The sequence below is a fragment of the Salmonella sp. FC25216 genome (genome assembly GCF_057751355.1).
Map to the genome: position 1 here is coordinate 129,719 of NZ_JBDGON010000005.1, position 23,039 is coordinate 152,757.

The following is a 23,039-nucleotide window of genomic DNA, read 5'->3' on the forward strand; positions in this document are numbered from 1 at the left end:
CGATGGGGCTGGATGGCGCGTGCGTTGTCCGTCATCCGGTAAAAGGTTTGTGTGATGCTTAACTATGTTCTCAAGCGCCTGCTGGGATTAATTCCTACGCTGTTGATTGTGGCAGTGTTGGTATTTTTATTTGTTCATCTGTTGCCCGGCGACCCGGCGCGGCTGATAGCCGGACCGGAGGCCGACGCGCAGGTGATCGCGCTGGTTCGTCAGCAGCTTGGTCTTGATCGGCCGCTTCACGTCCAGTTTTGGCATTACATCACCCATGTTTTACAAGGCGATTTCGGTACGTCAATGGTTTCCCATCGCCCGGTTTCTGAGGAGATCGCCAGCCGCTTTTTGCCGACTCTGTGGCTGACGATAACCAGTATGATATGGGCGGTTCTGTTTGGCATGGCGACCGGCATCGCCGCCGCCGTGTGGCGTAATCGCTGGCCTGACCGGGTAGGAATGACGCTTGCTGTGACCGGTATTTCTTTTCCGGCTTTTGCGCTGGGAATGCTGTTAATGCAGATTTTTTCCGTGGAGCTGGGCTGGCTACCGACCGTGGGGGCGGATAGCTGGCAACATTATATTTTACCCTCCCTGACGCTTGGCGCGGCGGTGGCATCAGTCATGGCGCGTTTTACGCGCTCCTCGTTTGTCGATGTCCTGAGCGAAGATTACATGAGGACCGCGCGGGCGAAAGGCGTTAGTGAAACGTGGGTGGTGTTAAAACATGGCTTGCGCAATGCGATGATTCCGGTCGTCACCATGATGGGCCTGCAATTTGGTTTTCTGCTTGGCGGATCGATCGTCGTCGAAAAAGTGTTTAACTGGCCGGGGCTTGGGCGATTACTGGTGGACTCCGTCGAAATGCGTGACTACCCCGTGATTCAGGCAGAAGTGCTGTTGTTTTCTCTGGAATTTATTCTTATCAACTTAGTGGTGGATGTCCTCTATGCTGCCATTAATCCGGCTATCAGGTATAAGTAAGGATGCGATTATTTAACTGGCGCCGTCAGGCGATTTTACATGCTATGCCGGTGGTAAAACCCGAACAGATACGCACGCCGTGGCGGGAGTTCTGGCGTCGTTTTCGCCGCCAGCATGTCGCTTTGGTCGCTGGGGGATTTGTCCTGGCGTTAATTCTGGTGGCGATTTTTGCCCGTTGGCTGACGCCCTACGATGCGGAAAACTATTTTGACTACGATAGCCTGAACAATGGCCCCTCTTTGCAGCACTGGTTTGGCGTTGACTCGCTGGGAAGAGACATCTTTAGCCGGGTTCTCGTTGGGGCGCAGATCTCACTGGCGGCGGGCGTGTTCGCGGTATTTATCGGCGCGATAATCGGTACGGTGTTGGGATTGCTGGCGGGATATTATGAAGGCTGGTGGGATCGTTTCATTATGCGCATTTGCGATGTGCTGTTTGCCTTCCCCGGCATTTTGCTGGCGATTGCCGTTGTGGCGGTGTTAGGCAGCGGTATCGCTAATGTGATCGTTGCGGTGGCGATTTTTTCTATTCCGGCGTTTGCTCGTCTGGTGCGCGGAAATACGCTGGTCTTAAAACAGCAGACGTTTATTGAGTCTGCCCGCAGTATCGGCGCCAGCGACACGACGATTTTGTTTAGCCATATCTTGCCGGGAACGGTCTCGTCAATTGTGGTTTTCTTTACGATGCGTATCGGTACGTCAATCATTTCCGCGGCAAGCCTGTCATTTCTCGGATTAGGCGCGCAGCCGCCAACGCCGGAGTGGGGAGCGATGCTCAATGAAGCGCGGGCGGATATGGTCATCGCGCCGCACGTAGCGCTCTTCCCGGCGGTGGCGATTTTCCTGACAGTGCTGGCGTTTAACCTGTTAGGCGACGGGCTGCGCGATGCGCTGGACCCGAAGATTAAAGGATAAGCTTCTGCGGTACTGCCCGGCACCCGCGCCGGGGGAGGAGGCGTTAAACCCGACTGCCCCACAAATCATATTCGTCGACGTTTTCTACTTTCACGCGCACGATATCGCCCGGTTTGACGTTGGTTTCGCCGTTCAAATAGACCGCGCCGTCAATTTCCGGCGCATCCGCCATGCTACGCCCAATAGCGCCTTCTTCGTCAACCTCATCAACGATCACCAGAATTTCGCGGCCCACTTTTTCCTGCAAGCGTTCAGCGGAGATTTGCTGTTGCAGTTGCATAAAGCGGTTCCAGCGTTCTTCTTTCACCTCTTCCGGCACCTGATCCGGCAGGTCATTCGCGCCTGCGCCTTCCACAGGGCTGTACTTGAAGCAGCCTACGCGATCGAGACGCGCCTCTTTCAGGAAGTCGAGCAGCATCTGGAAGTCTTCTTCCGTTTCGCCGGGGAAGCCGACAATAAAGGTGGATCGTAGGGTCAGTTCCGGGCAGATTTCGCGCCACTGCTTAATGCGCGCCAGTTGGCGGTCAACGGAACCTGGACGTTTCATCAGTTTAAGAATCCGCGGGCTGGCATGTTGCAGCGGGATGTCCAGATAGGGCAGGATTTTGCCTTCCGCCATTAGCGGAATCACATCATCGACGTGCGGGTAGGGGTAGACGTAGTGCAGACGCGTCCAGACGCCCAGTTTTGATAACTGCTCGCACAGGCTCACCATACTGGTTTTCACCGGTTCGCCATTGTGGAATCCGGTGCGGTGCTTTACATCTACGCCGTAGGCGGAGGTATCTTGCGAAATCACCAGAATCTCTTTGACCCCGGCATCAACCAGACGTTTCGCTTCGCTTAATACGTCGCCAATTGGACGGCTGACCAGATCCCCGCGCATCGACGGGATGATGCAGAACGTGCAGCGGTGATTACAGCCTTCAGAAATTTTCAGATACGCATAATGGCGCGGCGTCAGTTTTACACCCTGTTCCGGTACGAGGCTTAAAAATGGATTGTGCTTCGGTTTCGGTACGTAATGATGGACGTGCTGCAGAACTTGCTCATAGCTATGCGGCCCGGTGATTTCCAGTACTTTCGGATGCACTTCGCGGATCTGATCTTCTTTTGCGCCCAGGCAGCCGGTGACGATTACCTTACCGTTTTCGTTCAGCGCTTCGCCAATGGCTTCCAGTGACTCTTGTACCGCGCTGTCAATAAAGCCACAGGTATTAACGATAACCATATCCGCATCGTCATAGCGTGGTACAACGTCATAGCCTTCGGTACGCAGTTCAGTCAGGATGCGTTCCGAATCAACGAGGTTTTTCGGACAGCCCAGGGAAACGAAGCCGATCTTTGGCTGGTGGGTTACATTACTCATAGCTTAAAAAGTGTTCATTTATTGGAATGGTCAGGGCAGGGATTCTACAGATATCCGGACAAAAATTGTATCGCAATCTCATCGGGAACGTCGGCGTCAACCGCTGTGGTTATCAGCAAAAGGTGAAAAAGGCTAATTCTAAGAAAATTCTTGATCTCTGACACCCCTTTGTCTAAAAAACGACCATACTATTATGTTGAACCCTGGTAGAAAAGAGGAGGAAAAAAGGTATGGTCGTTGACAGACTGAGAACCGATCTTCTCAACAAGCTGATAAACGCGCGCATCGATCTTGCCGCTTATCTGCAATTGCGAAAAGCGAAGGGGTATATGTCAGTCAGCGAAAGTGACACTCTGCGTGACAATTTTTTTGAACTGAATCGCGAGCTCCACGATCAAGCTTTACGGCAGGGACTGCATCTCGATCAGGAAGAGTGGAACGCGCTGCGCCGTGCCGAAGGCGCGCTCGCAGCCGCCGCCGTTTGTTTAATGAGCGGACACCATGATTGTCCGACCTTTATTGCCGTCAACGCAGATAAACTTGAAAACTGTCTGACAACTTTGACGCTGAGTATTCAGAGTCTGAAAGCACATTCACCGCTTACACAGGTCTGAACAAGGGGGGAGGCGACTCCCCCTTTTTACCGGACCGTGCCGCTTAATGTTTTGTAAAAATAAATCGACCTCTTCCGATGCTGGCTACGCTTTAACGCAGAGCACTGAAGGAGGTGGTATGCGTCGAATACTTCTCGCGGTAGTTTCATTCTCTCTTTTCTCTTCGTGGGCAAACGCGAATCTTGCGCCGGTGAATGTTGAGGTACTGCAAACCCGGCTCGATCACCCGTGGTCGCTGGCTTTTTTGCCGGATAATCGTGGGATGCTCATTACCCTGAAAGGGGGACAACTGCGCCACTGGCAGGCGGGGCGGGGACTTTCCGATCCGCTGGCTGGCGTACCGAAAGTGTGGGCAAACGGGCAGGGAGGTTTGCTGGACGTCGTGCTGGCACCTGATTTCGCACAGTCGCGCCGCGTCTGGCTGAGCTATGCTGAAGCTGACCGCGAAGGAAACGCCGGTACGGCAGTCGGCTTTGGGCGGCTGAGCGACGATCTTCAGCGTCTGGAGCATTTTCGTACCGTGTTTCGCCAGATGCCTAAGTTGTCTACCGGCAACCATTTTGGCGGACGTATGGTATTCGATGCGAAAGGGGCTCTTTTTATTGCCCTGGGTGAAAATAACCAGCGCGCTACCGCACAGGATTTGGATAAATTACAGGGTAAGCTGGTGCGCCTGACCGGGCAGGGCGAAATCCCGCCGGATAATCCGTTTGTACATCAGGCGGGCGTGCGTCCGGAAATCTGGTCTTACGGTATTCGTAATCCGCAGGGATTGGCCATCAATCCCTGGAGCGGCGCGCTATGGCTGCATGAACACGGCCCGCGCGGCGGCGATGAAATTAACATCCCGGAAAAAGGCAAAAATTATGGCTGGCCGCTGGCCACATGGGGCATCAACTATAGCGGTCTGAAAGTGCCGGAAGCTAAAGGTGAAATTGTGGAGGGGACAGAGCAACCGGTTTACTACTGGAAGGATTCTCCGGCGATCAGCGGAATGGCTTTTTATGCCAGCGATGTTTTTGCGCCGTGGCGGCACAAACTGTTTATCGGCGCGCTAAAAGATAAAGAGGTTATTGTGATGCGCGTCGATGGAAATACGGTGACGGAAGAAGGCCGTATTCTGGGTGACAGAAAGCAGCGTATCCGTGATGTACGTGTCGGACCTGACGGCTACTTATATGTGTTAACCGATGAGTCCGACGGGCAGTTACTCAAGGTAAGTCCTTCACCCGATACCGCAGCCACGCGTTAGGTAACCGGGATCATCACCACTTTACGAAAAGCAGGGCGCTCGGTGAGCTGTTGATACCAGCGCTCCAGATTCGGGCGTGGCGTCCACTTCAGACCCACGTTCAACAGGTTATAGACGAAAGGCGCAATGGCGATATCGCCGGTGCCAAAGTTATCCCCGGAGAACCACGGCTGGCGGGCCAGAGCATCATCAAGAAGCACGAACAGGCTATCACACTTTTCGATACCGGCTTCAATTGCCGCCCGATCGCGTTTTTCCGGCGGGGTTCTGACCAGTCCCATCAGGATCACGCGGTGCGCCGGGCTTAACGTTTGATTCGCCCAGTCCATCCATTTTTCGCCCTCCGCACGCCGCGCCGGATTATCAACCCATAGCCGGTTCTGGCCGTATTGCGCCGCCAGATAGCGGACAATGGCATTGGATTCCCACAATAACAGGTTGGTTTCATCATCTTTAAGCAGCGGCACCAGCCCATTAGGATTCATCGCCAGATAGTCGGCATCCTGGTTAACGCCGAATTTTCCGCCGGCCAGAATTTGATCGTATGGCAGTTCCAGCTCTTCAAGCGTCCACAACACTTTTTTAACGTTAGCCGAGTTGTTCCGGCCCCACAGCGTAATCATATTAACCCCTTCTGTTTTATCAGGATGATGACAGTAATCGGCCTACAATGAGATAAACCTAACATTTACACAACATTCTGTAAAAAAATCGTTATGAAGGAAGCGTAACGGGATGTTATTGCATAAACTTTAAAAACTTTACCAAGTTACGGTTTCTTTAACGTTGTGAGTGCGTTATTACTCACCGCACTTATTACACGGTGGTGTGACGTGTGTTTTTGGAATGGATACTCGGGTGGTACTATGACGCAATACGCTTCTTCCCTTCGTAGCCTCGCAGCAGGTTCGGTTCTCTTATTCCTTTTCGTTTCGCCTGTAAAGGCAGAGGAACAAACGATCGCGCCGCCGGGCGTTGATGCGCGAGCCTGGATCTTAATGGATTACGCCAGCGGTAAAGTGCTGGCGGAAGGCAACGCTGATGAGAAACTCGACCCTGCCAGTTTGACAAAAATTATGACCAGCTACGTGGTGGGCCAGGCGCTGAAGGCAGGGAAAATTAAGCTGACCGATATGGTGACGGTGGGCAAAGATGCCTGGGCGACGGGGAACCCGGCGCTACGTGGGTCGTCGGTGATGTTTCTGAAGCCGGGCGATCAGGTGTCGGTTGCGGATCTTAATAAAGGCATCATCATTCAGTCAGGTAACGATGCCTGTATCGCGCTTGCCGACTACGTTGCCGGAAGCCAGGAGTCCTTTATCGGCCTGATGAACGCCTATGCGAAACGACTGGGGTTAACGAATACAACCTTCCAGACGGTGCACGGTCTTGATGCGCCAGGGCAGTTCAGTACCGCTCGCGATATGGCGCTGCTCGGCAAAGCCTTGATTCACGACGTGCCTGACGAATACGCCATTCATAAAGAGAAAGAGTTTACCTTTAATAATATTCGTCAACCAAACCGCAACCGCCTGTTGTGGAGCACCAATCTGCATGTCGACGGCATGAAAACGGGGACAACGACAGGCGCTGGGTATAACCTTGTCGCCTCCGCCACTCAGGGCGATATGCGTCTGATCTCCGTCGTGCTGGGGGCGAAAACGGATCGTATTCGTTTTAATGAGTCAGAAAAACTGCTGACCTGGGGTTTTCGCTTCTTTGAAACGGTCACGCCGATTAAACCTGACGCGACATTCGTGACGCAACGGGTCTGGTTTGGCGATAAGCGTGAGGTCAATTTAGGGGCGGGCGACGCGGGGTCTGTGACGATTCCGCGTGGGCAGCTTAAAAACCTGAAGGCCAGTTTTACGTTGAATGAACCACAGCTCACGGCGCCGTTGAAGAAAGGGCAGGTTGTCGGCGCCATCGATTTCCAGCTCAACGGAAAATCCATTGAGCAACGTCCGTTAATGGTGATGGAAAACGTCGATGAGGGCGGATTTTTTAGCCGGATGTGGGATTTTGTGCTGATGAAATTCCATCAATGGTTTGGCGGTTGGTTCTCGTAAAATAACCTCGTTGCCGGGTGTGCGTCTCATCCGGCGACCTGCGGTTAATACATCAGGTTAATTTGTTGCGCTTTGGCGTAGGTCACAAATGTCTCATCGGGCCGACGGTCGCTGATAATCGTATCAAAGCGTGATAATTCCCCCATCCGCGCCGGACGTACCTTGCCGAATTTACTGTGATCCACCACCAGCACATGGCACTGCGCCATCGTCATTGCCCAATGTTTTACCGGCAGTTCTTCCAGATTAAAGCAGGTAGCGCCTTTACTGGTATGAACGCCGGCGGCGGAATAAAACGCGATATCCGGACAAATATTGTTTAACGTTTCATGGAAATCAAGCGGTTTGAAAATGGCGTTGCTGGCGTGAAACTCCCCGCCGCTGAGGATGGCGCGACAATGTGGTTTGTCCTGCAGCGCCAGAAAGGTATTAAGTGAATAGCACACCGCCGTAAAGGGAAGGTCATTATCAATGGCTTCAATGATCCACGGCGTGGTGGTGCCGCAGTCAATAAATACCGTCTGATGCGCTTGTACCAGGCCCGCAGCCAACTGAGCGGCTCGGCGTTTTTCTTCCACCAGACGAGATTTTTGATCGCTTAACAGATAATGACTGGCGCTGCGGGGCTCCAGTACGATATAGCCGCCCAGCAACACGACAGGCGCGCTTTTATGGTTCAGGTCGCGACGAATGGTCATTTCAGAGACGCCCAACAGGGTCGCGGCTTCTTTAAGGTGAAGTTTATCGCTGCGTTTTAAGGCCTGCAGCAATTGACCAATACGCTCGTCGCGTCGCGTTTCCATAGTTCCCCTGGAGAGTTAAATAAGCGCTCCGCACCATACAGAGCGCTTAATATTACTCTTTTTTTCGCTGTTTAGTCACGTACCCAGCCTTTTCGAATGGGCAGCGCGAAACAGAAACGGTAACAACGTTGCAGCGCCTGGTAGATCGGCGCGCCGTACCGTTGCCAGATCAGTTGCGCGCTCAGGCAACCAAGCATCGCTACCAGTAGCGCGCCAATCATATCTAACGGCCAGTGTACGCCGAGATAGACGCGCGACCAGGCGATGGTAATAGCTATCGCCATCATCACGATGCCTGACCAGAGGCGGTGCCAGAACAAAAACGCCAGCGCAAAGGTAAAAATCACCGTACCGTGATCGCTGGGGAAAGAGTCATCGGCGGCATGATGCAGGAAGTTGTAGCCGATATGATCGACAAAAGGACGGTCGTGCGGGAAAAGGTGTCCCATTGTCCAGGAGACCGCCAGACTGATAATCAGCGCGATGCCTATTTTAACGATCAGTTGGCGCTGAGCGCAGACCTGATCGCGCGGGCCCCACAGCCAGAGCACAACAACTAAAAGCGGGACGATGTTGATGGCATCTTTGGCGATAAAGATAGCGAGCGAAATCATCCACTGCGCGGAATCAGGCGTGGCGTTAATAACATAAAACAGCGAGTCGTTAAGGTTTTCCAGCATAACATCCAGGCTCAGAGCAATGAAATCAAAAGGGACAGCCAACTCATCCCCGTGCAAACTGAGCATAAATGCAGCGTAACAGGGAGGAAAAGCGGTATTGTCTTATTTGGCTGCAACATGAAGAGATTTAAGACAATGGCATAAAACAACTTCCATGATAACGGCGCAAACTTAAATTAACCTTAAAGTACGCAAGCGCTAAGCGGCTTTCTGTAAAAATGTGCGCTATTTCCCTTGCAGCCTCATAATTCGCTATCTCAGTTCCCGGACTTTCATTACACTCTGCGCGGTTTTTCATTGGCGAAGAGATGGTATGCATAACCGTTTACAATCAGGCGCCAGGCTGGGACGTCAGGCTCTGCTTTTTCCTCTCTGTCTGGTGCTGTACGAATTTTCTACTTATATTGGCAATGACATGATACAGCCGGGTATGCTGGCGGTGGTTGAGCAGTATCAGGCGAGCCTGGACTGGGTTCCTACGTCTATGACCGCTTATCTGGCGGGCGGCATGTTCTTACAGTGGCTGCTTGGACCGTTGTCAGACCGTATTGGCCGTCGTCCCGTGATGCTGGCGGGCGTCGTGTGGTTTATTGTCACCTGCCTGGCGACGTTACTGGCGAAAAACATTGAACAATTTACGTTCCTGCGTTTTTTGCAAGGGATTAGTCTGTGTTTTATCGGCGCTGTAGGGTATGCCGCGATTCAGGAATCCTTTGAGGAAGCGGTATGTATAAAAATTACCGCGTTGATGGCAAACGTGGCGTTAATCGCGCCGCTACTGGGACCACTGGTCGGGGCGGCATGGGTACATGTCCTGCCGTGGGAGGGGATGTTTATTCTGTTTGCCGCGCTGGCCGCTATCGCCTTTTTCGGGCTACAGCGCGCAATGCCGGAGACTGCCACGCGGCGGGGTGAAACGCTATCGCTCAAGGCGCTGGGCCGGGATTATCGACTGGTGATAAAAAACCGGCGGTTTGTCGCAGGGGCGTTAGCGCTGGGATTTGTCAGCCTGCCGCTGTTGGCCTGGATTGCGCAGTCGCCGATTATCATTATTAGCGGCGAACAGCTCAGCAGTTATGAATATGGTCTGCTACAGGTGCCCGTTTTTGGCGCGCTGATCGCCGGTAACCTGGTGTTGGCGCGTTTAACCTCCCGACGTACGGTTCGCTCGCTGATCGTTATGGGTGGTTGGCCTATCGTCGCGGGGCTGATCATCGCCGCGGCGGCGACGGTGGTCTCATCCCATGCTTATTTATGGATGACGGCGGGATTAAGCCTATACGCTTTTGGCATTGGGCTGGCGAATGCCGGACTGGTGCGTCTGACGCTTTTCTCCAGCGATATGAGTAAAGGAACGGTCTCGGCGGCGATGGGAATGCTACAAATGCTGATTTTTACCGTTGGCATTGAAGTAAGTAAACACGCCTGGTTAAGCGGCGGCAATGGGCTATTTAGCCTGTTTAATCTGGCAAACGGTATTCTTTGGCTGTTGCTGATGCTGGTCTTCTTAAAAGATAAGCGGGCGGGGGATTCGCAAACAGACCCAGAGAGCGGCTATGCCTGATAAGCTTTCTGCTATCAGGCATAGAGAGGCCATCCGCTAGAGGTTGAATGGCGGCTCGTTTTTTAATACGCCGTCGATGATATCCAGCACGCCTTCCTGGTTGTTCGATCCGGCGCGGTATTTCGCCGCCGCCGCGACTGCTTCGCTGGCGTGCGACATCGCAAAACTAAACCCGGCCTGACGTAGCATCTCAATATCGTTGCCGCCGTCGCCGAACACTACCACTTCATTATCACGAATGCCCCAGCGCTGCTGTAACAGACGCAGACCGTTGGCTTTATGGACGCCGGGAATAATTAAATCGATGCTGCCATAGCCGGTATGAACCGGGACCATGATATCGCCAATGGCGTTGTGCAGCGCCGCCTGTACTTCCGGTATCCGCTCATCGGTAATATTAAGGCCAAATTTGAAAAAGACATCGTTGATATTATTAAAATTATCTACAAACTCCAGGCGATGGTAATACATCGCCGCAACGGCTTTTAACGCATCATCGTACTGTTTCAGCGTGTAGGCGCTGTTTTTTCCACAGGCGATAATCTCCACATCGGCGCGTGTGAGCAGGTGTTCGACAACCGTCTGGAAGTCGGCTTTTGTCAGCTCGCCATTAAAAACATCCTTTCCTTCGCTGACCACCCAGCCGCCGTTTTCCGCGACAAAAGCGATTTCGTGCGCAATTTCCGGAAAGAAGGAGATTAACTGGTAATACTGATTGCCGCTGGCCACGACAAAGCGAATGCCTTTCCTCTTCATTTGTTGGTACTGCGCCATAAACCGGTCACGGTTATAGGTTTTTTGATCGCTCAGAAAAGTGCCGTCCATGTCGACGGCGATTAATTTGATACTCATGCGTTATGCTCCATTACTGGTTGCGGAGTCAATACAGGTTTGGCGACGGCCTTCGCTACCAGCGCCGCCAGAATAACCAGCGCCAACACGACCATCATGGCGCTGCGTAATCCATAGTGCTCTCCCAGATAGCCCAACAGCGGCGGTCCGACCAAAAACGCCAGATAGCCGGTCGTGGCGACAACGCTCACGCGCGTCGGCGCGTCGGGACCAGTATCGCTGGCGGCGGAAATGGTCAGCGGGAAGCCGAGCGAGGCGCCTAAGCCCCAAAGAATGACTGATACGCCGGCAACCCAGGCGCTATCAACAAAAATAATCAGGCCAATGCCCAGTGCTCCCATCAACGCGCTGGCGCGAACAACCGTCACACGGCTATAGCGGTCAATAAACCAGCCGCCGCTAAAGCGACCAACGGTCATGCCAAGCGTGAAACCGGCGTAGATCAGAGAGCCGGAGGTTGGGCTGAAACCGTGTCCGTCTACCATCAGTAACGGCAGCCAGTCATTCGCAGAGCCTTCGGCGAATGCCATTGCCAGCACCACCACGCCAATGAGTAAAAGCTGGATGTCCCGATAAAAAGGTAATCCTTTTTCCTGAAAGTGAGAACCTTCCGATGCGTTTTTACCCGTACCGTCAGGGATCGCCCGAATGGCGATAAAAATGGGCGCGATAGCCACGGTAGCCGCGAGGATGATATGAATGTTAGCCGGGACGCTTAATGCGGTTAACGCCATGCCGACACCAGCGCCCGCCAGCGTGCCGAAACTGTAAAAACCATGCATCATCGGCAGAACGGTTTTATTCAGCTCGCGTTCGACCGCCGCGCCTTCGACATTAATCGCCACTTCGGCGGCGCCAAAACTGGCGCCGAAAACGGCTAACCCCAGGGCAAAAATCAGCGGCGAGGCGCACCACAGCGCGACGCTAAGAATAACCATCCCGCCTACTGCGCAGGTCATCGTCGTGCGAATAACTTTCCGGGTGCCAAATCGTTTCACCAGCCAGGCGGAACAAAGAATACCGCTCATTGAACCGATAGAAAGCCCGAATAAGACTGCCCCCATTTCCGCGATAGAGATGGAAAGAATGTCCCGGATAGCAGGCGTTCGGGTTGCCCAGGAGGCCATCAGCAGGCCGGGTAAAAAGAAGAATATAAACAGCGCCCAGGTACGACGTTTTAAGGCGTTGCGTGAGGAGAGGACGGTCATAGCGTCAGGCCAGAAAATAGAAGCGAGAGGTTAACATTAGCAAGCTTGTGTACATTTGTACATATCGTCATCATACTTCGCTGTACAGATGTTTTTGCTGCCTGTTTTTTCAGCGTAAGCGGCAGGCTACTATCGCCTGTATCCTGAATGAGCTGTGGAAACTTATCATGAAAGAAAATACCGTACGACGCGTCAATGACCCTAAGCGACGTGAAAAAATTATTCAGGCCACACTGGAAGCGGTAAAAATATATGGCGTTCATGCCGTGACGCACCGGAAAATCGCCGCTATCGCTCAGGTGCCGCTTGGCTCGATGACCTACTATTTTGCCGGTATGGATGCGTTATTAAGTGAAGCTTTCACGCTTTTCACCGAGAACATGTCGCGTCAATACCAGGACTTTTTTGCGCAGGTGACGGATGCGGAGGGGGCGTGCCAGGCAATAACGGAAATGATTTACGGCTCGCAGCTTACGACGCCGGATAATATGGCATTAATGTATCAGTTATATGCCTATGCCAGCGGTAAGCCAGCGTTAAAAATAGTCATGCAAAACTGGATGCAGCGTAGCCAGAATACGCTGGCGCAGTGGTTTGACGTGCAGACCGCCCGCGCGCTGGATGCGTTTATTGAGGGGATGACGCTGCATTTTGTAACGGATCGAACACCGCTGGCGCGTGAAGAGATTTTACGGATGCTAAAGCGAATCGCCGGAGAGTCAATGTTGCCCCACTCTGCGTCAGACAACAAAAAACCCATCAACCTTGAACCGAAATGGCGGGGTTGATGGGCTCCACAAAATGGGGACATCAAAGAAAAGCAGTGGCAATAGGTATGACTGATGCTTTAATGAAAAGTTCTACCTATTGGCAAAATTTTTTCACTCAAAGGCAAACTTCAGTTTTATCCTAATCCCGGCCAGATGATGACAATAAGTGTTCCCGCCAGTGTCAGCAGAACGTTGGCGATGGCGTAAGTCCCCGCATAACCCAGCGCCGGAATATTGCTGCGCGCCGTATCGCTAATGATTTCCATCGCCGGGGCGCAGGTACGCGCCCCCATCATCGCGCCGAACAGCAGTGCCCGGTTCATGCGCAGTACATAAGCGCCAAACAGGAAGCAGATCACCACCGGTACCAGGCTGACGACAAGCCCGGCAATCAGCATTTGTCCGCCGACCGCGCCCAGCCCGTTGCTGATACCGCTGCCGGCGCTTAAACCAACGCCTGCCATAAATACCATCAAGCCGAACTCTTTCACCATGTTAAGCGCGCCCTGCGGAATATAACCAAAGGTAGGATGGTTGGCGCGCAGGAAACCGAGCATGATCCCGGCGAACAGCAATCCGGCCGCGTTGCCGATGCCGAAACTAAAATTGCTGAACTGGAAGGTAATCATCCCGATCATTAAACCGATGATAAAAAAAGCGCAGAAAGCGAGCAGGTCAGTCACCTGACTATGGATCGAAATAAAACCAATGCGATCAGCGATGGTTTTTACGCGTCTGGCGTCGCCGCTCACCTGTAACACGTCGCCTTTATTCAGCACTACGTTATCGTCGATAGGCATTTCGATCTGGCTGCGGATGACGCGGTTAAGGAAGCAGCCATGATCGGTCAGCTTGAGCTGAGCGAGGCGGCGACCGACCGCATTGTGGTTTTTCACCACAATTTCTTCCGTCACGATGCGCATATCAAGCAGATCGCGATCAAACACTTCCTTACCATTACGGAAGCTGGGATCGAGCCTGGCGTGCGCGTCCGGATAGCCGACCAGCGCAATCTCATCGCCCATTTGCAGTACCGCATCGCCATCCGGGTTCGCCAGAATACCGTTACGGCGAATACGTTCGATATAGCAGCCTGTCTGGCGGTAAATACCCAGCTCGCGCAGATTTTTGCCGTCAGTCCAGGCCACCAGTTCCGGGCCAACCCGATAGGCGCGGATAACTGGCAGATAAACCTTGCGATTAGCATCGGTATCCAGGCCGCGCTCGCGAGCAATTTGCTGGGCGCTGGTTTGCAAATCCTGATGCTGTAATTTAGGCAAGTAGCGCGCGCCCACGATCAGACTGACCAGCCCGATCAGATAGGTCAGGGCATAGCCCAGACTCAGATTATCAAGGGCGGAGGAGAGTTGCGTGTTGGCGATGCCGGAATGTCGCAGGGTATCCCCTGCGCCAACCAGCACTGGCGTAGATGTCATTGAGCCGGCCAGCATACCGGCCGTCAGGCCGATATCCCAGCCGAATAGCCTACCAAGGCCTAAGGCGATTAGCAGAGCGCTACCGACCATGACCAGGGCAAGCATCAGATAATTTTTACCGTCACGAAAAAAAATCGAAAAAAAGTTGGGACCAGCTTCGACGCCGACGCAAAAAATAAACAGCATAAATCCCAGATTTAGCGCGTCGGTGTTAATACTAAAATGCTGCTGCCCTAATAATAGAGAGACCACCAAAACGCCAATGGAATTACCAAGTTGGACTGAACCCAGACGTAACTTGCCAAGACACAGGCCAAGAGCCAGGACCACAAATAATAACAGGATGTAATTCCCATTTAACAAATCTGCGACGTTTATATTCACGGAGACTAACTTCTTGTTTACGAGTAAGCTGTTGAAAGAAATGATAATTTACGCTACTGTTTTTATCATGAATTAAGGGTGCAATCGTATTGCATGCAGCATCCAAATAAAAACAACACAACAATATATCCTGCTAGTTTAATCTTATTGCGTACTAACGGCTATAAGAATCGTGCAGGTGTGTTTTTGGCATGGAATGCCACATGACTTTATCTGACTGGACGCCTCACGGCGGAAAGCGTGTTCGATAGAGAGTGTCAGGAGGAACGATTGAAACATAAACAGGGGTGGGCAGGCGTTGTCTGCTGTTTTGTACTCTTTATTGTGGTGTGTCTTTCATTAACTATGCATATGCAAGGCGCTTTTCGCGCGGCAGGGCATCCTGAGATTGGGCTGTTATTTTTTACGTTGCCTGGTGCGGTGGCCAGTTTTTATTCTCACCGACGCGAAGTGATCCGACCGCTGATCGGGGCGATGCTGGCGGCGCCATTTTGCCTGGTGCTAATGCGTGTTGTATTTATGCCAACCCGATCGTTATGGCAAGAACTGGCGTGGTTATTTAGCGCCGTATTCTGGTGTGCTTTAGGCGCGCTCTGTTATTTGTTTATTAGCACCCTGTTTAGTCACCGGCGAAAAAAACACCGATAGCGCCCTCCGGCAGAGGGCGTTGCCAGAGCAATCAGGCGAAAAGATTCAGATTTTCTTTTGCCCATGCTTCAAAGTCCGTACAGCCGCCGATATGTTTTTGATCGACAAAAATCTGCGGTACGGTTTCTACGGGTTTACCTACGGTTTTTTCTAAATCCGCTTTAGTAATGCCTTCGGCATGGATATCAATATAGCGATAGTTGAAATCGTCGCGTTCGTTGCTCAGTTTTTCCGCCAGCTCTTTTGCACGCACGCAATAAGGGCACCCTGGGCGGCCAAAAATAACAGTAAACATATCTCTCCTCGAACATAAAGCCAGACGGCGAACAGACGTTATCATGCCGCGATTTACGGTGGATCAAAAAGCAGGTTACGCCTGTTCCTTTGATAATCTAAGACTATATCTGCTAAACACGCCGGACCAGAACGTTCTACACTGTGCCTCAGTTTACCGGGAGGCTTGATATGCGCACAATTGGCGTGTTACCCAAAAGCATACTGATACTGGAATGCCTCGGTATGATTTTGCTGGCGCTCGCTTTGCTATCGCTTAATCATTACCTTACGCTGCCAGCGCCGTGCAATACGCCTCTGGCTGGCGTATTGATGGTTTTCCTGGGCGTCGTGTTGATCCTCCCCGCCGCGGTGGCGATGATGTGGCGTATTGCGCAGTTACTGGCGCCGCAATTGATGAAACGTCCACCCGACATTTCTTCCCGTTCAGATAGAGAAAAGCATAATGAGTCCGACCATTGAACTTCTTTGTGGCCATCGTTCTATTCGCCATTTCACCGATGAACCCGTGACTGACGCGCAGCGAGAGGCCATTATTGCCGCTGCACGCAGCACGTCCAGTTCCAGTTTTTTACAGTGCAGTTCTATTATCCGTATTAGCGATAAGGCGCTGCGCGAGGCGTTGGTGTCCCTGACGGGCGGGCAAAAGCATGTGGCGCAGGCCGCTGAGTTTTGGGTATTTTGCGCCGATTTTAATCGTCATTTGCAAATCTGCCCTGACGCGCAGTTGGGGCTTGCCGAACAACTGCTGCTCGGCGTAGTTGATACAGCGATGATGGGGCAAAATGCGCTGACGGCGGCGGAATCGCTGGGGTTAGGCGGCGTGTATATCGGCGGCATCCGTAATAATATTGAGTCTGTTACCGAACTGTTGAAATTGCCGAAGTATGTATTGCCGCTGTTTGGCTTGTGTTTGGGCTGGCCTGCGGATAATCCGGATCTGAAACCGCGCCTGCCTTCCGCGCTGGTGGTTCATGAGAACCGGTATCAACCGCTTGATGAAAAGCTGTTGGCGCGCTATGACGAGCAGTTGGCTGAGTATTATCTGAACCGCGGCAGCAATACGCGACGCGATACCTGGAGCGATCATATCCGTCGCACCCTGATTAAAGAAAATCGCCCATTTATTCTCGAATATTTGCATAAACAGGGCTGGGCGACGCGCTAAAACCTGCGGGCCAGTGTATGATACGCGGGCTTTTCAGGGTTTTCAGCGAGGTGCAGGGTGAAAATTGCCATATTGTCCAGGGATGGAACGCTCTATTCTTGCAAACGTCTGCGCGAAGCCGCGATGCGGCGCGGCCATCTGGTAGAGATACTCGATCCTCTTTCCTGCTATATGAATATTAACCCGGCAGCGTCGTCGATCCATTACAAGGGACGTCGTCTACCCCATTTTGACGCCGTTATTCCCCGTATTGGTTCGGCCATTACCTTTTATGGTACCGCTGCGCTACGTCAGTTTGAGCTGCTGGGTAGCTATCCGCTGAATGAATCCGTCGCCATTACCCGCGCGCGCGATAAGCTGCGATCCCTACAACTTCTGGCGCGCCAGGGTATCGATCTTCCCATTACCGGGATCGCCCATTCGCCGGATGATACCAGCGATCTCATTGATATGGTCGGCGGGGCGCCGCTGGTCGTGAAGCTGGTAGAAGGCACGCAAGGGATCGGCGTGGTATTGGCGGAGACGCGCCAGGCTGCTGAAAGTGTCATTGATGCGTTCCGGGGGCTTAATGCCCATATTTTGGTTCAGGAATACATTGCCGAAGCTAAAGGATGCGATATTCGTTGTCTGGTCGTCGGCAATGAGGTTGTGGCGGCGATTGAGCGGTGCGCGAAAGCAGGCGATTTTCGCTCCAATCTTCATCGCGGCGGGGTGGCTAGCATCGCGACGATCACTCCCCGTGAACGGGATATCGCCATCAAAGCCGCACAGACGTTGGGGCTGGATGTGGCGGGCGTTGATATTTTACGCGCCGCGCGCGGGCCGCTGGTTATGGAAGTGAATGCCTCACCGGGACTGGAAGGCATCGAAAAGACCACGGGCGTGGATATCGCGGGGCGAATGATTCAGTGGATAGAACGCCACGCTACCCCTGAATTTTGCCTTAAAATCGGCGGCTAATCGCAATCGTGGATTCCGTCGTAGTACGAAGCACGCTTTTTGCGTAAGCTGTGCCGGTAATTTTTTCATCGTCATCGTAAGAGGTAGCACATTATTATGATATCACTGGTCGTTCCCACTCTGGATACGTTGCGTCAATGGCTCGACGACCTGGGCATGAATTTCTTCGAATGTGATACCTGCCAGGCGCTGCATTTGCCGCATATGCAGAATTTTGACGGCGTCTACGATGCTAAAATCGATTTGGTGGACAACACCGTCCTTTTTTCCGCGATGGCGGAAGTCAGGCCTTCCGCGTTGTTGCCGCTGGCGGCCGATCTCTCCGCTATCAACGCCAGTTCGTTGACGGTAAAAGCTTTTCTCGATATGCAGGATGATAATCTGCCAAAACTGGTTGTGTGCCAGTCTTTATCCGTTATGCAGGGTGTCACCTACGAACAATTCGAATGGTTTGTTCGCCAAAGTGAAGAGCAGATCTCTATGGTGATCCTTGAGGCCGGGGCGCATCAGCTTCTGTTTAACGCGGAAGAAGACGCGCAAAAAACCAGCGCAGTTGACCATTTTCTTCACTGATCCCTCCCGATAATCAGGCAGTCGCTGCCAGCGCGGCTGCTGTTTACGTTTTTTTATGCTGCTATTAACCTTTCTTTAAAGAATTATTCACCTCTTTTCTGACCATTTCGCTTTATCACATAGACAAAACCTGCATAAAAAATTGATAAAAGGCGTTTTTTAATCTGGGCTATAGCCTCAAACCTTAGCTAAAGTTATTCTTGCGAAGCTTTCATAGCGAGCTTGATGGCAGGGAGGGCGACCTCTCTTCTTCATTTGTATCAAATGAAAAGGTATGCACGTTTCAGGCATGTTTTAAACCGCGTCTAATGGGTTCATTTGTTAACGGATTTCAGAAGGAAAGCGATGATGACCGCCTTAAATAAAAAATGGCTATCGGGTCTGGCTGCGGGTGCGCTGATGGCCGTCTCTGTCGGCACGCTCGCTGCCGGACAAAAAACGCTGCACATTTATAACTGGTCAGATTATATCGCGCCGGACACGGTGGCGAACTTTGAAAAAGAGACCGGGATTAACGTTATCTATGATGTTTTTGACTCTAACGAAGTGCTGGAAGGTAAGTTAATGGCAGGAAGCACCGGTTTCGATCTGGTGGTGCCGTCGGCCAGTTTTCTTGAGCGCCAGCTCACCGCAGGCGTTTTTCAGCCGCTGGATAAAAGCAAACTTCCCGGCTGGAAAAACCTCGATCCTGAACTGCTGAAACTGGTAGCGAAGCACGATCCTGACAACAAATACGCCATGCCCTATATGTGGGCCACGACGGGCATTGGCTATAATGTTGATAAAGTGAAAGCGGTGCTGGGGGATGATGCGCCAGTGAATAGCTGGGATTTAGTCCTCAAGCCGGAAAATCTGGAGAAGCTAAAAAGCTGCGGCGTCTCTTTCCTCGATGCGCCTGAAGAAATTTTTGCCACCGTACTGAACTATCTGGGTAAAGATCCGAATAGCAGCAAAGCGGATGACTACACCGGCCCGGCAACCGACCTGTTGCTGAAGCTACGACCAAACATTCGCTATTTCCACTCCTCGCAATACATTAACGATCTGGCTAATGGCGATACCTGTGTGGCCATCGGCTGGGCGGGCGATGTCTGGCAGGCCGCTAACCGGGCGAAAGAGGCGAAAAATGGCGTCAATATCTCTTTCTCGATCCCCAAAGAGGGGGCAATGGCATTTTTTGATGTGTTTGCCATGCCGGCTGACGCCAAAAATAAAGATGAGGCCTACCAGTTCCTTAATTATCTGCTGCGCCCTGATGTGATTGCCCATATTTCCGATCACGTTTTCTATGCCAATGCGAATAAAGAGGCGACGGCGCTGGTCAGCCAGCAGGTGCGCGATAACCCGGGAATTTATCCGCCGGCGGATGTGCGGGCCAAGTTGTTTACCCTGAAAGTGCAGGAGCCGAAGATTGATCGCGTCCGTACCCGCGCATGGACGAAGGTGAAAAGCGGTAAGTAATTTATTAATGGTATGGTCTGATAAGCGTGCGTTATCGGGCATTCCACCGTTTGTATCGTTTGATTGTATTATGCCGGAGAGCGCCTTGTGAATGATGCCCCCCACCGCCCGCAGGTGAAAACCCGTAAAGCGCTGACGCCGCTTCTGGAAATTCGCAACCTGACGAAGTCATTCGACGGGCAACATGCTGTCGATGATGTCAGTCTGACTATCTATAAAGGCGAGATTTTTGCTCTGCTGGGCGCGTCAGGATGTGGAAAATCGACCCTGCTACGGATGCTGGCAGGTTTTGAAGTGCCGAGCAGCGGGCAAATTATGCTCGACGGCGTCGATCTGGCGCATGTTCCGCCATATCAGCGCCCGATTAATATGATGTTTCAATCCTATGCGTTGTTTCCGCATATGACGGTAGAACAGAACATCGCTTTTGGTCTGAAGCAGGACAAACTGCCGAAGGCGGAGATTGCCAGCCGTGTCAAAGAGATGCTGGGGCTGGTACACATGCAGGAGTTCGCGAAACGTAAGCCGCATCAGCTTTCCGGCGGTCAGCGCCAGCGCGTGGCTCTGGCGCGCAGCCTGGCTAAACGTCCTAAGCTGCTCTTGTTAGATGAACCGATGGGCGCGCTGGATAAAAAATTACGCGACCGGATGCAGCTTGAAGTGGCTGATATCCTTGAGCGCGTCGGCGTGACCTGCGTCATGGTGACACACGATCAGGAAGAAGCGATGACGATGGCGGGGCGCATCGCCATCATGAACCGTGGCAAGTTTGTGCAAATTGGCGAACCGGAGGAGATTTACGAGCATCCGACGACCCGCTATAGCGCCGAATTTATCGGATCGGTAAATGTTTTTGAGGGCTTACTAAAAGCGCGTGAAGAGGACGGTCTGGTCATTGACGCGCCCGGTCTGATACATCCGTTAAAAGTCGATGCGGATGCCTCTATCGTTGATAATGTGCCGGTATATGTGGCGCTACGTCCGGAAAAAATCATGTTGTGTGATGCGCCGCCTGCCGATGGCTATAACTTCGCCGTCGGCGAAGTGGCGCATATTGCCTATCTTGGCGATCTGTCTATTTATCATGTGCGGCTAAAAAGTGGGCAGATGATCAGCGCTCAACTGCAGAATGCGCACCGTTACCGGAAAGGGTTACCAGCCTGGGGCGACGAAGTGCGTTTGTGCTGGGAAGCGGATAGTTGCGTGGTCCTGACGGTATAAGGGGGAAACATGAGCACACTTGAGCCTTCGGCGCGCAACAGCAACCCTGGCGGCGCGGCGCTATGGTTGGCGCGAATGCAAATGAAACATGGGCGTAAGCTGGTTATCGCCTTGCCCTATATCTGGCTCATTCTGCTGTTTTTACTGCCGTTTCTCATTGTCTTTAAGATAAGCCTGGCGGAAATGGCGCGGGCGATCCCGCCGTATACCGATTTACTGGAATGGGCCGACGGTCAGTTGTCGATTACACTCAATCTCGGCAATTTTTTGCAACTGACCGATGATCCTCTCTATTTTGAGGCCTACCTGCAATCTTTACAGATTGCAGGTATTTCCACGATCTGCTGCTTGCTGCTGGGCTACCCGCTGGCGTGGGCGGTGGCGCATAGTAAACCCTCCACGCGCAATATCCTGTTGCTGCTGGTGATTCTGCCCTCATGGACGTCTTTTTTAATTCGCGTCTATGCCTGGATGGGCATTTTGAAAAACAACGGCGTGCTGAATAATGTGTTGCTGTGGCTCGGGGCTATCGATCAGCCGCTGACTATCCTGCACACTAACCTGGCAGTCTATATTGGCATTGTTTATGCCTATCTGCCGTTTATGGTTCTGCCCATTTATACCGCATTGACGCGCATTGATTATTCGCTGGTGGAAGCGTCGCTGGATCTCGGTGCCCGACCGCTGAAAACGTTTTTTAGCATCATTGTCCCGCTCACCAAAGGCGGAATCATCGCCGGCTCGATGCTGGTTTTTATCCCGGCGGTGGGCGAGTTCGTGATCCCGGAATTGCTTGGCGGGCCGGACAGTATCATGATTGGTCGCGTCCTGTGGCAGGAGTTTTTCAATAACCGCGACTGGCCGGTCGCTTCTGCGGTCGCCATTATTATGTTGCTGCTGCTGATAGTACCAATCATGTGGTTCCATAAACATCAGCAAAAAAGTGTGGGAGAGCACGGATGAATAACTTACCGGTCGCTCGCTCGCCCTGGCGCATTCTGATTCTGGTGCTGGGGTTTACTTTTCTCTATGCGCCGATGTTAATGCTGGTGATTTACTCGTTTAACAGTTCGAAGCTGGTGACGGTGTGGGCGGGATGGTCGACGCGCTGGTACGGCGAGCTGTTTCGGGATACCGCCATGATGAGCGCGGTGGGATTAAGCCTGACGATTGCCGCCTGCGCGGCGACGATGGCGGTGATTCTCGGTACTATCGCCGCGGTGGTGATGGTGCGATTTGGACGATTTCGCGGCGCAAACGGCTTTGCGTTTATGATCACCGCGCCGCTAGTGATGCCGGATGTGATTACCGGACTGTCGCTGCTGCTGCTGTTTGTCGCGCTCGGTCATGCCATCGGCTGGCCCTCCGATCGCGGTATGCTGACCATCTGGCTGGCGCACGTCACTTTCTGTACCGCCTATGTGGCGGTGGTGATCGCTTCGCGATTACGCGAACTGGATCGCTCTATTGAAGAGGCGGCGATGGATCTTGGCGCAGCGCCGCTGAAGGTCTTTTTTGTCATTACGCTACCAATGATCATGCCAGCGGTGATTTCGGGCTGGCTGTTGGCCTTTACGCTCTCCCTTGACGATCTGGTGATTGCCAGCTTCGTTTCCGGTCCCGGTGCCACCACGTTGCCGATGTTGGTTTTCTCCAGCGTGCGCATGGGCGTGAACCCGGAAATCAACGCGCTGGCGACGTTAATCCTCGGCGTGGTAGGAATCGTCGGATTTATTGCCTGGTACCTGATGGCGCGAGCGGAAAAACAGCGGATTCGCGATATCCAGCGTGCAAGACGCGGTTGAAGTCACTAAAATCTTCCAC

The 23,039-nt window shown here is 52.6% G+C and carries 24 protein-coding genes; 16 read left to right on the forward strand and 8 right to left on the reverse strand.

The annotated features are described in order from the left end of the window. Positions 1-54 precede the first annotated feature (54 nt). Both gsiC and gsiD read left to right on the forward strand, forming a co-directional pair. Positions 55-975 (forward strand): glutathione ABC transporter permease GsiC, encoded by a 921-nt coding sequence (gene gsiC, locus AC3G3F_RS11940; RefSeq protein ID WP_023246524.1) that lies wholly within the window; start codon positions 55-57, stop codon positions 973-975. A 2-nt stretch (positions 976-977) separates the two neighbouring features. Next, positions 978-1,889, forward strand: coding sequence for a glutathione ABC transporter permease GsiD (gene gsiD / locus AC3G3F_RS11945; RefSeq protein WP_001236028.1), 912 nt, complete (start codon positions 978-980; stop codon positions 1,887-1,889). Positions 1,890-1,932: 43 nt separating this feature from the next. On the opposite strand, the gene rimO is transcribed toward gsiD, so the two are convergent. Next, a complete protein-coding gene (rimO, locus tag AC3G3F_RS11950; protein ID WP_023246525.1) occupies positions 1,933-3,258 on the reverse strand; it encodes a 30S ribosomal protein S12 methylthiotransferase RimO in 1,326 nt (441 codons plus the stop codon). 230 nt (positions 3,259-3,488) lie between these two features. On the opposite strand from rimO, the gene bssR reads away from it, so the two are divergent. Further along, on the forward strand, positions 3,489-3,872 hold the full coding sequence (bssR, locus tag AC3G3F_RS11955; protein WP_023246526.1) for a biofilm formation regulator BssR: 384 nt from the start codon (positions 3,489-3,491) through the stop codon (positions 3,870-3,872). 118 nt (positions 3,873-3,990) lie between these two features. Beyond that, entirely contained in the window at positions 3,991-5,124 is a 1,134-nt protein-coding gene (locus AC3G3F_RS11960; RefSeq protein WP_053510052.1) for a PQQ-dependent sugar dehydrogenase, read from the forward strand. Here AC3G3F_RS11960 and AC3G3F_RS11965 read toward each other — a convergent pair. Further along, positions 5,121-5,747 carry a glutathione S-transferase family protein gene (locus tag AC3G3F_RS11965; RefSeq protein ID WP_023246528.1) on the reverse strand — a complete coding sequence of 209 codons (627 nt, stop codon included), beginning with the start codon at positions 5,745-5,747 and terminating at the stop codon, positions 5,121-5,123. The genes AC3G3F_RS11960 and AC3G3F_RS11965 overlap by 4 nt on opposite strands. Before the next feature lie 243 nt (positions 5,748-5,990). Here AC3G3F_RS11965 and dacC point away from each other — a divergent pair, with 243 nt between their 5' ends. Continuing rightward, positions 5,991-7,193, forward strand: coding sequence for a serine-type D-Ala-D-Ala carboxypeptidase (dacC, locus tag AC3G3F_RS11970; protein ID WP_023246529.1), 1,203 nt, complete (start codon positions 5,991-5,993; stop codon positions 7,191-7,193). Between the two features lie 44 nt (positions 7,194-7,237). On the opposite strand, the gene deoR is transcribed toward dacC, so the two are convergent. Continuing rightward, positions 7,238-7,996 (reverse strand): DNA-binding transcriptional repressor DeoR, encoded by a 759-nt coding sequence (gene deoR / locus AC3G3F_RS11975; RefSeq protein WP_488395045.1) that lies wholly within the window; start codon positions 7,994-7,996, stop codon positions 7,238-7,240. Positions 7,997-8,067: 71 nt separating this feature from the next. Beyond that, positions 8,068-8,676 (reverse strand): undecaprenyl-diphosphate phosphatase, encoded by a 609-nt coding sequence (ybjG, locus tag AC3G3F_RS11980; RefSeq protein ID WP_053510137.1) that lies wholly within the window; start codon positions 8,674-8,676, stop codon positions 8,068-8,070. A 313-nt stretch (positions 8,677-8,989) separates the two neighbouring features. Here ybjG and AC3G3F_RS11985 point away from each other — a divergent pair, with 313 nt between their 5' ends. After that, the gene (locus tag AC3G3F_RS11985) at positions 8,990-10,240 is read left to right on the forward strand and encodes an MFS transporter (RefSeq protein WP_023246532.1); all 1,251 of its coding nucleotides are present in this window, start codon (positions 8,990-8,992) and stop codon (positions 10,238-10,240) included. Positions 10,241-10,276: 36 nt separating this feature from the next. On the opposite strand, the gene AC3G3F_RS11990 is transcribed toward AC3G3F_RS11985, so the two are convergent. Together AC3G3F_RS11990 and AC3G3F_RS11995 are read right to left on the reverse strand one after the other, a co-directional pair. Continuing rightward, positions 10,277-11,092 carry a Cof-type HAD-IIB family hydrolase gene (locus AC3G3F_RS11990; protein WP_053510048.1) on the reverse strand — a complete coding sequence of 272 codons (816 nt, stop codon included), beginning with the start codon at positions 11,090-11,092 and terminating at the stop codon, positions 10,277-10,279. Beyond that, on the reverse strand, positions 11,089-12,300 hold the full coding sequence (locus AC3G3F_RS11995; RefSeq protein WP_070804201.1) for an MFS transporter: 1,212 nt from the start codon (positions 12,298-12,300) through the stop codon (positions 11,089-11,091). Before AC3G3F_RS11995 ends, AC3G3F_RS11990 begins: the two co-directional genes overlap by 4 nt. 167 nt (positions 12,301-12,467) lie before the next feature. On the opposite strand from AC3G3F_RS11995, the gene AC3G3F_RS12000 reads away from it, so the two are divergent. Then, entirely contained in the window at positions 12,468-13,088 is a 621-nt protein-coding gene (locus AC3G3F_RS12000) for a TetR/AcrR family transcriptional regulator (RefSeq protein ID WP_070804200.1), read from the forward strand. A gap of 116 nt (positions 13,089-13,204) precedes the next feature. Here AC3G3F_RS12000 and AC3G3F_RS12005 read toward each other — a convergent pair whose 3' ends face one another. Beyond that, the gene (locus AC3G3F_RS12005; protein ID WP_023246536.1) at positions 13,205-14,890 is read right to left on the reverse strand and encodes an aspartate:alanine antiporter; all 1,686 of its coding nucleotides are present in this window, start codon (positions 14,888-14,890) and stop codon (positions 13,205-13,207) included. A 270-nt stretch (positions 14,891-15,160) separates the two neighbouring features. On the opposite strand from AC3G3F_RS12005, the gene AC3G3F_RS12010 reads away from it, so the two are divergent. Continuing rightward, positions 15,161-15,538 (forward strand): inner membrane protein YbjM, encoded by a 378-nt coding sequence (locus tag AC3G3F_RS12010; protein ID WP_023246537.1) that lies wholly within the window; start codon positions 15,161-15,163, stop codon positions 15,536-15,538. A 31-nt stretch (positions 15,539-15,569) separates the two neighbouring features. Here AC3G3F_RS12010 and AC3G3F_RS12015 read toward each other — a convergent pair whose 3' ends face one another. Continuing rightward, positions 15,570-15,833 (reverse strand): GrxA family glutaredoxin, encoded by a 264-nt coding sequence (locus AC3G3F_RS12015; RefSeq protein ID WP_000495514.1) that lies wholly within the window; start codon positions 15,831-15,833, stop codon positions 15,570-15,572. Between the two features lie 170 nt (positions 15,834-16,003). On the opposite strand from AC3G3F_RS12015, the gene AC3G3F_RS12020 reads away from it, so the two are divergent. The 8 genes from AC3G3F_RS12020 to potI all read left to right on the forward strand — a co-directional run bounded on the left by AC3G3F_RS12020 (position 16,004) and on the right by potI (position 23,020). Further along, positions 16,004-16,294, forward strand: a complete 291-nt coding sequence (locus tag AC3G3F_RS12020) for a YbjC family protein (RefSeq protein WP_023246538.1) — start codon at positions 16,004-16,006, stop codon at positions 16,292-16,294. Next, positions 16,278-17,000, forward strand: coding sequence for a nitroreductase NfsA (gene nfsA, locus AC3G3F_RS12025; RefSeq protein WP_488395049.1), 723 nt, complete (start codon positions 16,278-16,280; stop codon positions 16,998-17,000). Before AC3G3F_RS12020 ends, nfsA begins: the two co-directional genes overlap by 17 nt. Positions 17,001-17,057: 57 nt before the next feature. Beyond that, positions 17,058-17,960: a 30S ribosomal protein S6--L-glutamate ligase gene (rimK, locus tag AC3G3F_RS12030; protein ID WP_023246540.1), complete on the forward strand. Its 903-nt coding sequence runs from the start codon at positions 17,058-17,060 to the stop codon at positions 17,958-17,960. 96 nt (positions 17,961-18,056) lie between these two features. Continuing rightward, positions 18,057-18,533, forward strand: a complete 477-nt coding sequence (locus AC3G3F_RS12035) for a YbjN domain-containing protein (protein WP_000624814.1) — start codon at positions 18,057-18,059, stop codon at positions 18,531-18,533. A 348-nt stretch (positions 18,534-18,881) separates the two neighbouring features. After that, on the forward strand, positions 18,882-19,994 hold the full coding sequence (potF, locus tag AC3G3F_RS12040; RefSeq protein ID WP_023246541.1) for a spermidine/putrescine ABC transporter substrate-binding protein PotF: 1,113 nt from the start codon (positions 18,882-18,884) through the stop codon (positions 19,992-19,994). Between the two features lie 87 nt (positions 19,995-20,081). Continuing rightward, positions 20,082-21,215 (forward strand): putrescine ABC transporter ATP-binding subunit PotG, encoded by a 1,134-nt coding sequence (gene potG / locus AC3G3F_RS12045; protein WP_023246542.1) that lies wholly within the window; start codon positions 20,082-20,084, stop codon positions 21,213-21,215. A gap of 9 nt (positions 21,216-21,224) precedes the next feature. Further along, positions 21,225-22,178 (forward strand): putrescine ABC transporter permease PotH, encoded by a 954-nt coding sequence (potH, locus tag AC3G3F_RS12050; protein ID WP_023246543.1) that lies wholly within the window; start codon positions 21,225-21,227, stop codon positions 22,176-22,178. After that, positions 22,175-23,020, forward strand: coding sequence for a putrescine ABC transporter permease PotI (gene potI / locus AC3G3F_RS12055; RefSeq protein WP_023246544.1), 846 nt, complete (start codon positions 22,175-22,177; stop codon positions 23,018-23,020). The genes potH and potI overlap by 4 nt, the downstream gene beginning before the upstream one ends. Positions 23,021-23,039 lie beyond the last annotated feature (19 nt).

What these genes read in the sequence shown, in the direction of transcription:
- gsiC (WP_023246524.1), top strand. Translation starts at nt 55, where the DNA reads ATGCTTAACTATGTTCTCAAGCGCCTGCTGGGATTAATTCCTACGCTG.
- gsiD (WP_001236028.1), top strand. Translation starts at nt 978, where the DNA reads ATGCGATTATTTAACTGGCGCCGTCAGGCGATTTTACATGCTATGCCG.
- rimO (WP_023246525.1), bottom strand. Translation starts at nt 3,258, where the DNA reads ATGAGTAATGTAACCCACCAGCCAAAGATCGGCTTCGTTTCCCTGGGC.
- bssR (WP_023246526.1), top strand. Translation starts at nt 3,489, where the DNA reads ATGGTCGTTGACAGACTGAGAACCGATCTTCTCAACAAGCTGATAAAC.
- AC3G3F_RS11960 (WP_053510052.1), top strand. Translation starts at nt 3,991, where the DNA reads ATGCGTCGAATACTTCTCGCGGTAGTTTCATTCTCTCTTTTCTCTTCG.
- AC3G3F_RS11965 (WP_023246528.1), bottom strand. Translation starts at nt 5,747, where the DNA reads ATGATTACGCTGTGGGGCCGGAACAACTCGGCTAACGTTAAAAAAGTG.
- dacC (WP_023246529.1), top strand. Translation starts at nt 5,991, where the DNA reads ATGACGCAATACGCTTCTTCCCTTCGTAGCCTCGCAGCAGGTTCGGTT.
- deoR (WP_488395045.1), bottom strand. Translation starts at nt 7,996, where the DNA reads ATGGAAACGCGACGCGACGAGCGTATTGGTCAATTGCTGCAGGCCTTA.
- ybjG (WP_053510137.1), bottom strand. Translation starts at nt 8,676, where the DNA reads ATGCTGGAAAACCTTAACGACTCGCTGTTTTATGTTATTAACGCCACG.
- AC3G3F_RS11985 (WP_023246532.1), top strand. Translation starts at nt 8,990, where the DNA reads ATGCATAACCGTTTACAATCAGGCGCCAGGCTGGGACGTCAGGCTCTG.
- AC3G3F_RS11990 (WP_053510048.1), bottom strand. Translation starts at nt 11,092, where the DNA reads ATGAGTATCAAATTAATCGCCGTCGACATGGACGGCACTTTTCTGAGC.
- AC3G3F_RS11995 (WP_070804201.1), bottom strand. Translation starts at nt 12,300, where the DNA reads ATGACCGTCCTCTCCTCACGCAACGCCTTAAAACGTCGTACCTGGGCG.
- AC3G3F_RS12000 (WP_070804200.1), top strand. Translation starts at nt 12,468, where the DNA reads ATGAAAGAAAATACCGTACGACGCGTCAATGACCCTAAGCGACGTGAA.
- AC3G3F_RS12015 (WP_000495514.1), bottom strand. Translation starts at nt 15,833, where the DNA reads ATGTTTACTGTTATTTTTGGCCGCCCAGGGTGCCCTTATTGCGTGCGT.
- AC3G3F_RS12020 (WP_023246538.1), top strand. Translation starts at nt 16,004, where the DNA reads ATGCGCACAATTGGCGTGTTACCCAAAAGCATACTGATACTGGAATGC.
- nfsA (WP_488395049.1), top strand. Translation starts at nt 16,278, where the DNA reads ATGAGTCCGACCATTGAACTTCTTTGTGGCCATCGTTCTATTCGCCAT.
- AC3G3F_RS12035 (WP_000624814.1), top strand. Translation starts at nt 18,057, where the DNA reads ATGATATCACTGGTCGTTCCCACTCTGGATACGTTGCGTCAATGGCTC.
- potF (WP_023246541.1), top strand. Translation starts at nt 18,882, where the DNA reads ATGACCGCCTTAAATAAAAAATGGCTATCGGGTCTGGCTGCGGGTGCG.
- potH (WP_023246543.1), top strand. Translation starts at nt 21,225, where the DNA reads ATGAGCACACTTGAGCCTTCGGCGCGCAACAGCAACCCTGGCGGCGCG.
- potI (WP_023246544.1), top strand. Translation starts at nt 22,175, where the DNA reads ATGAATAACTTACCGGTCGCTCGCTCGCCCTGGCGCATTCTGATTCTG.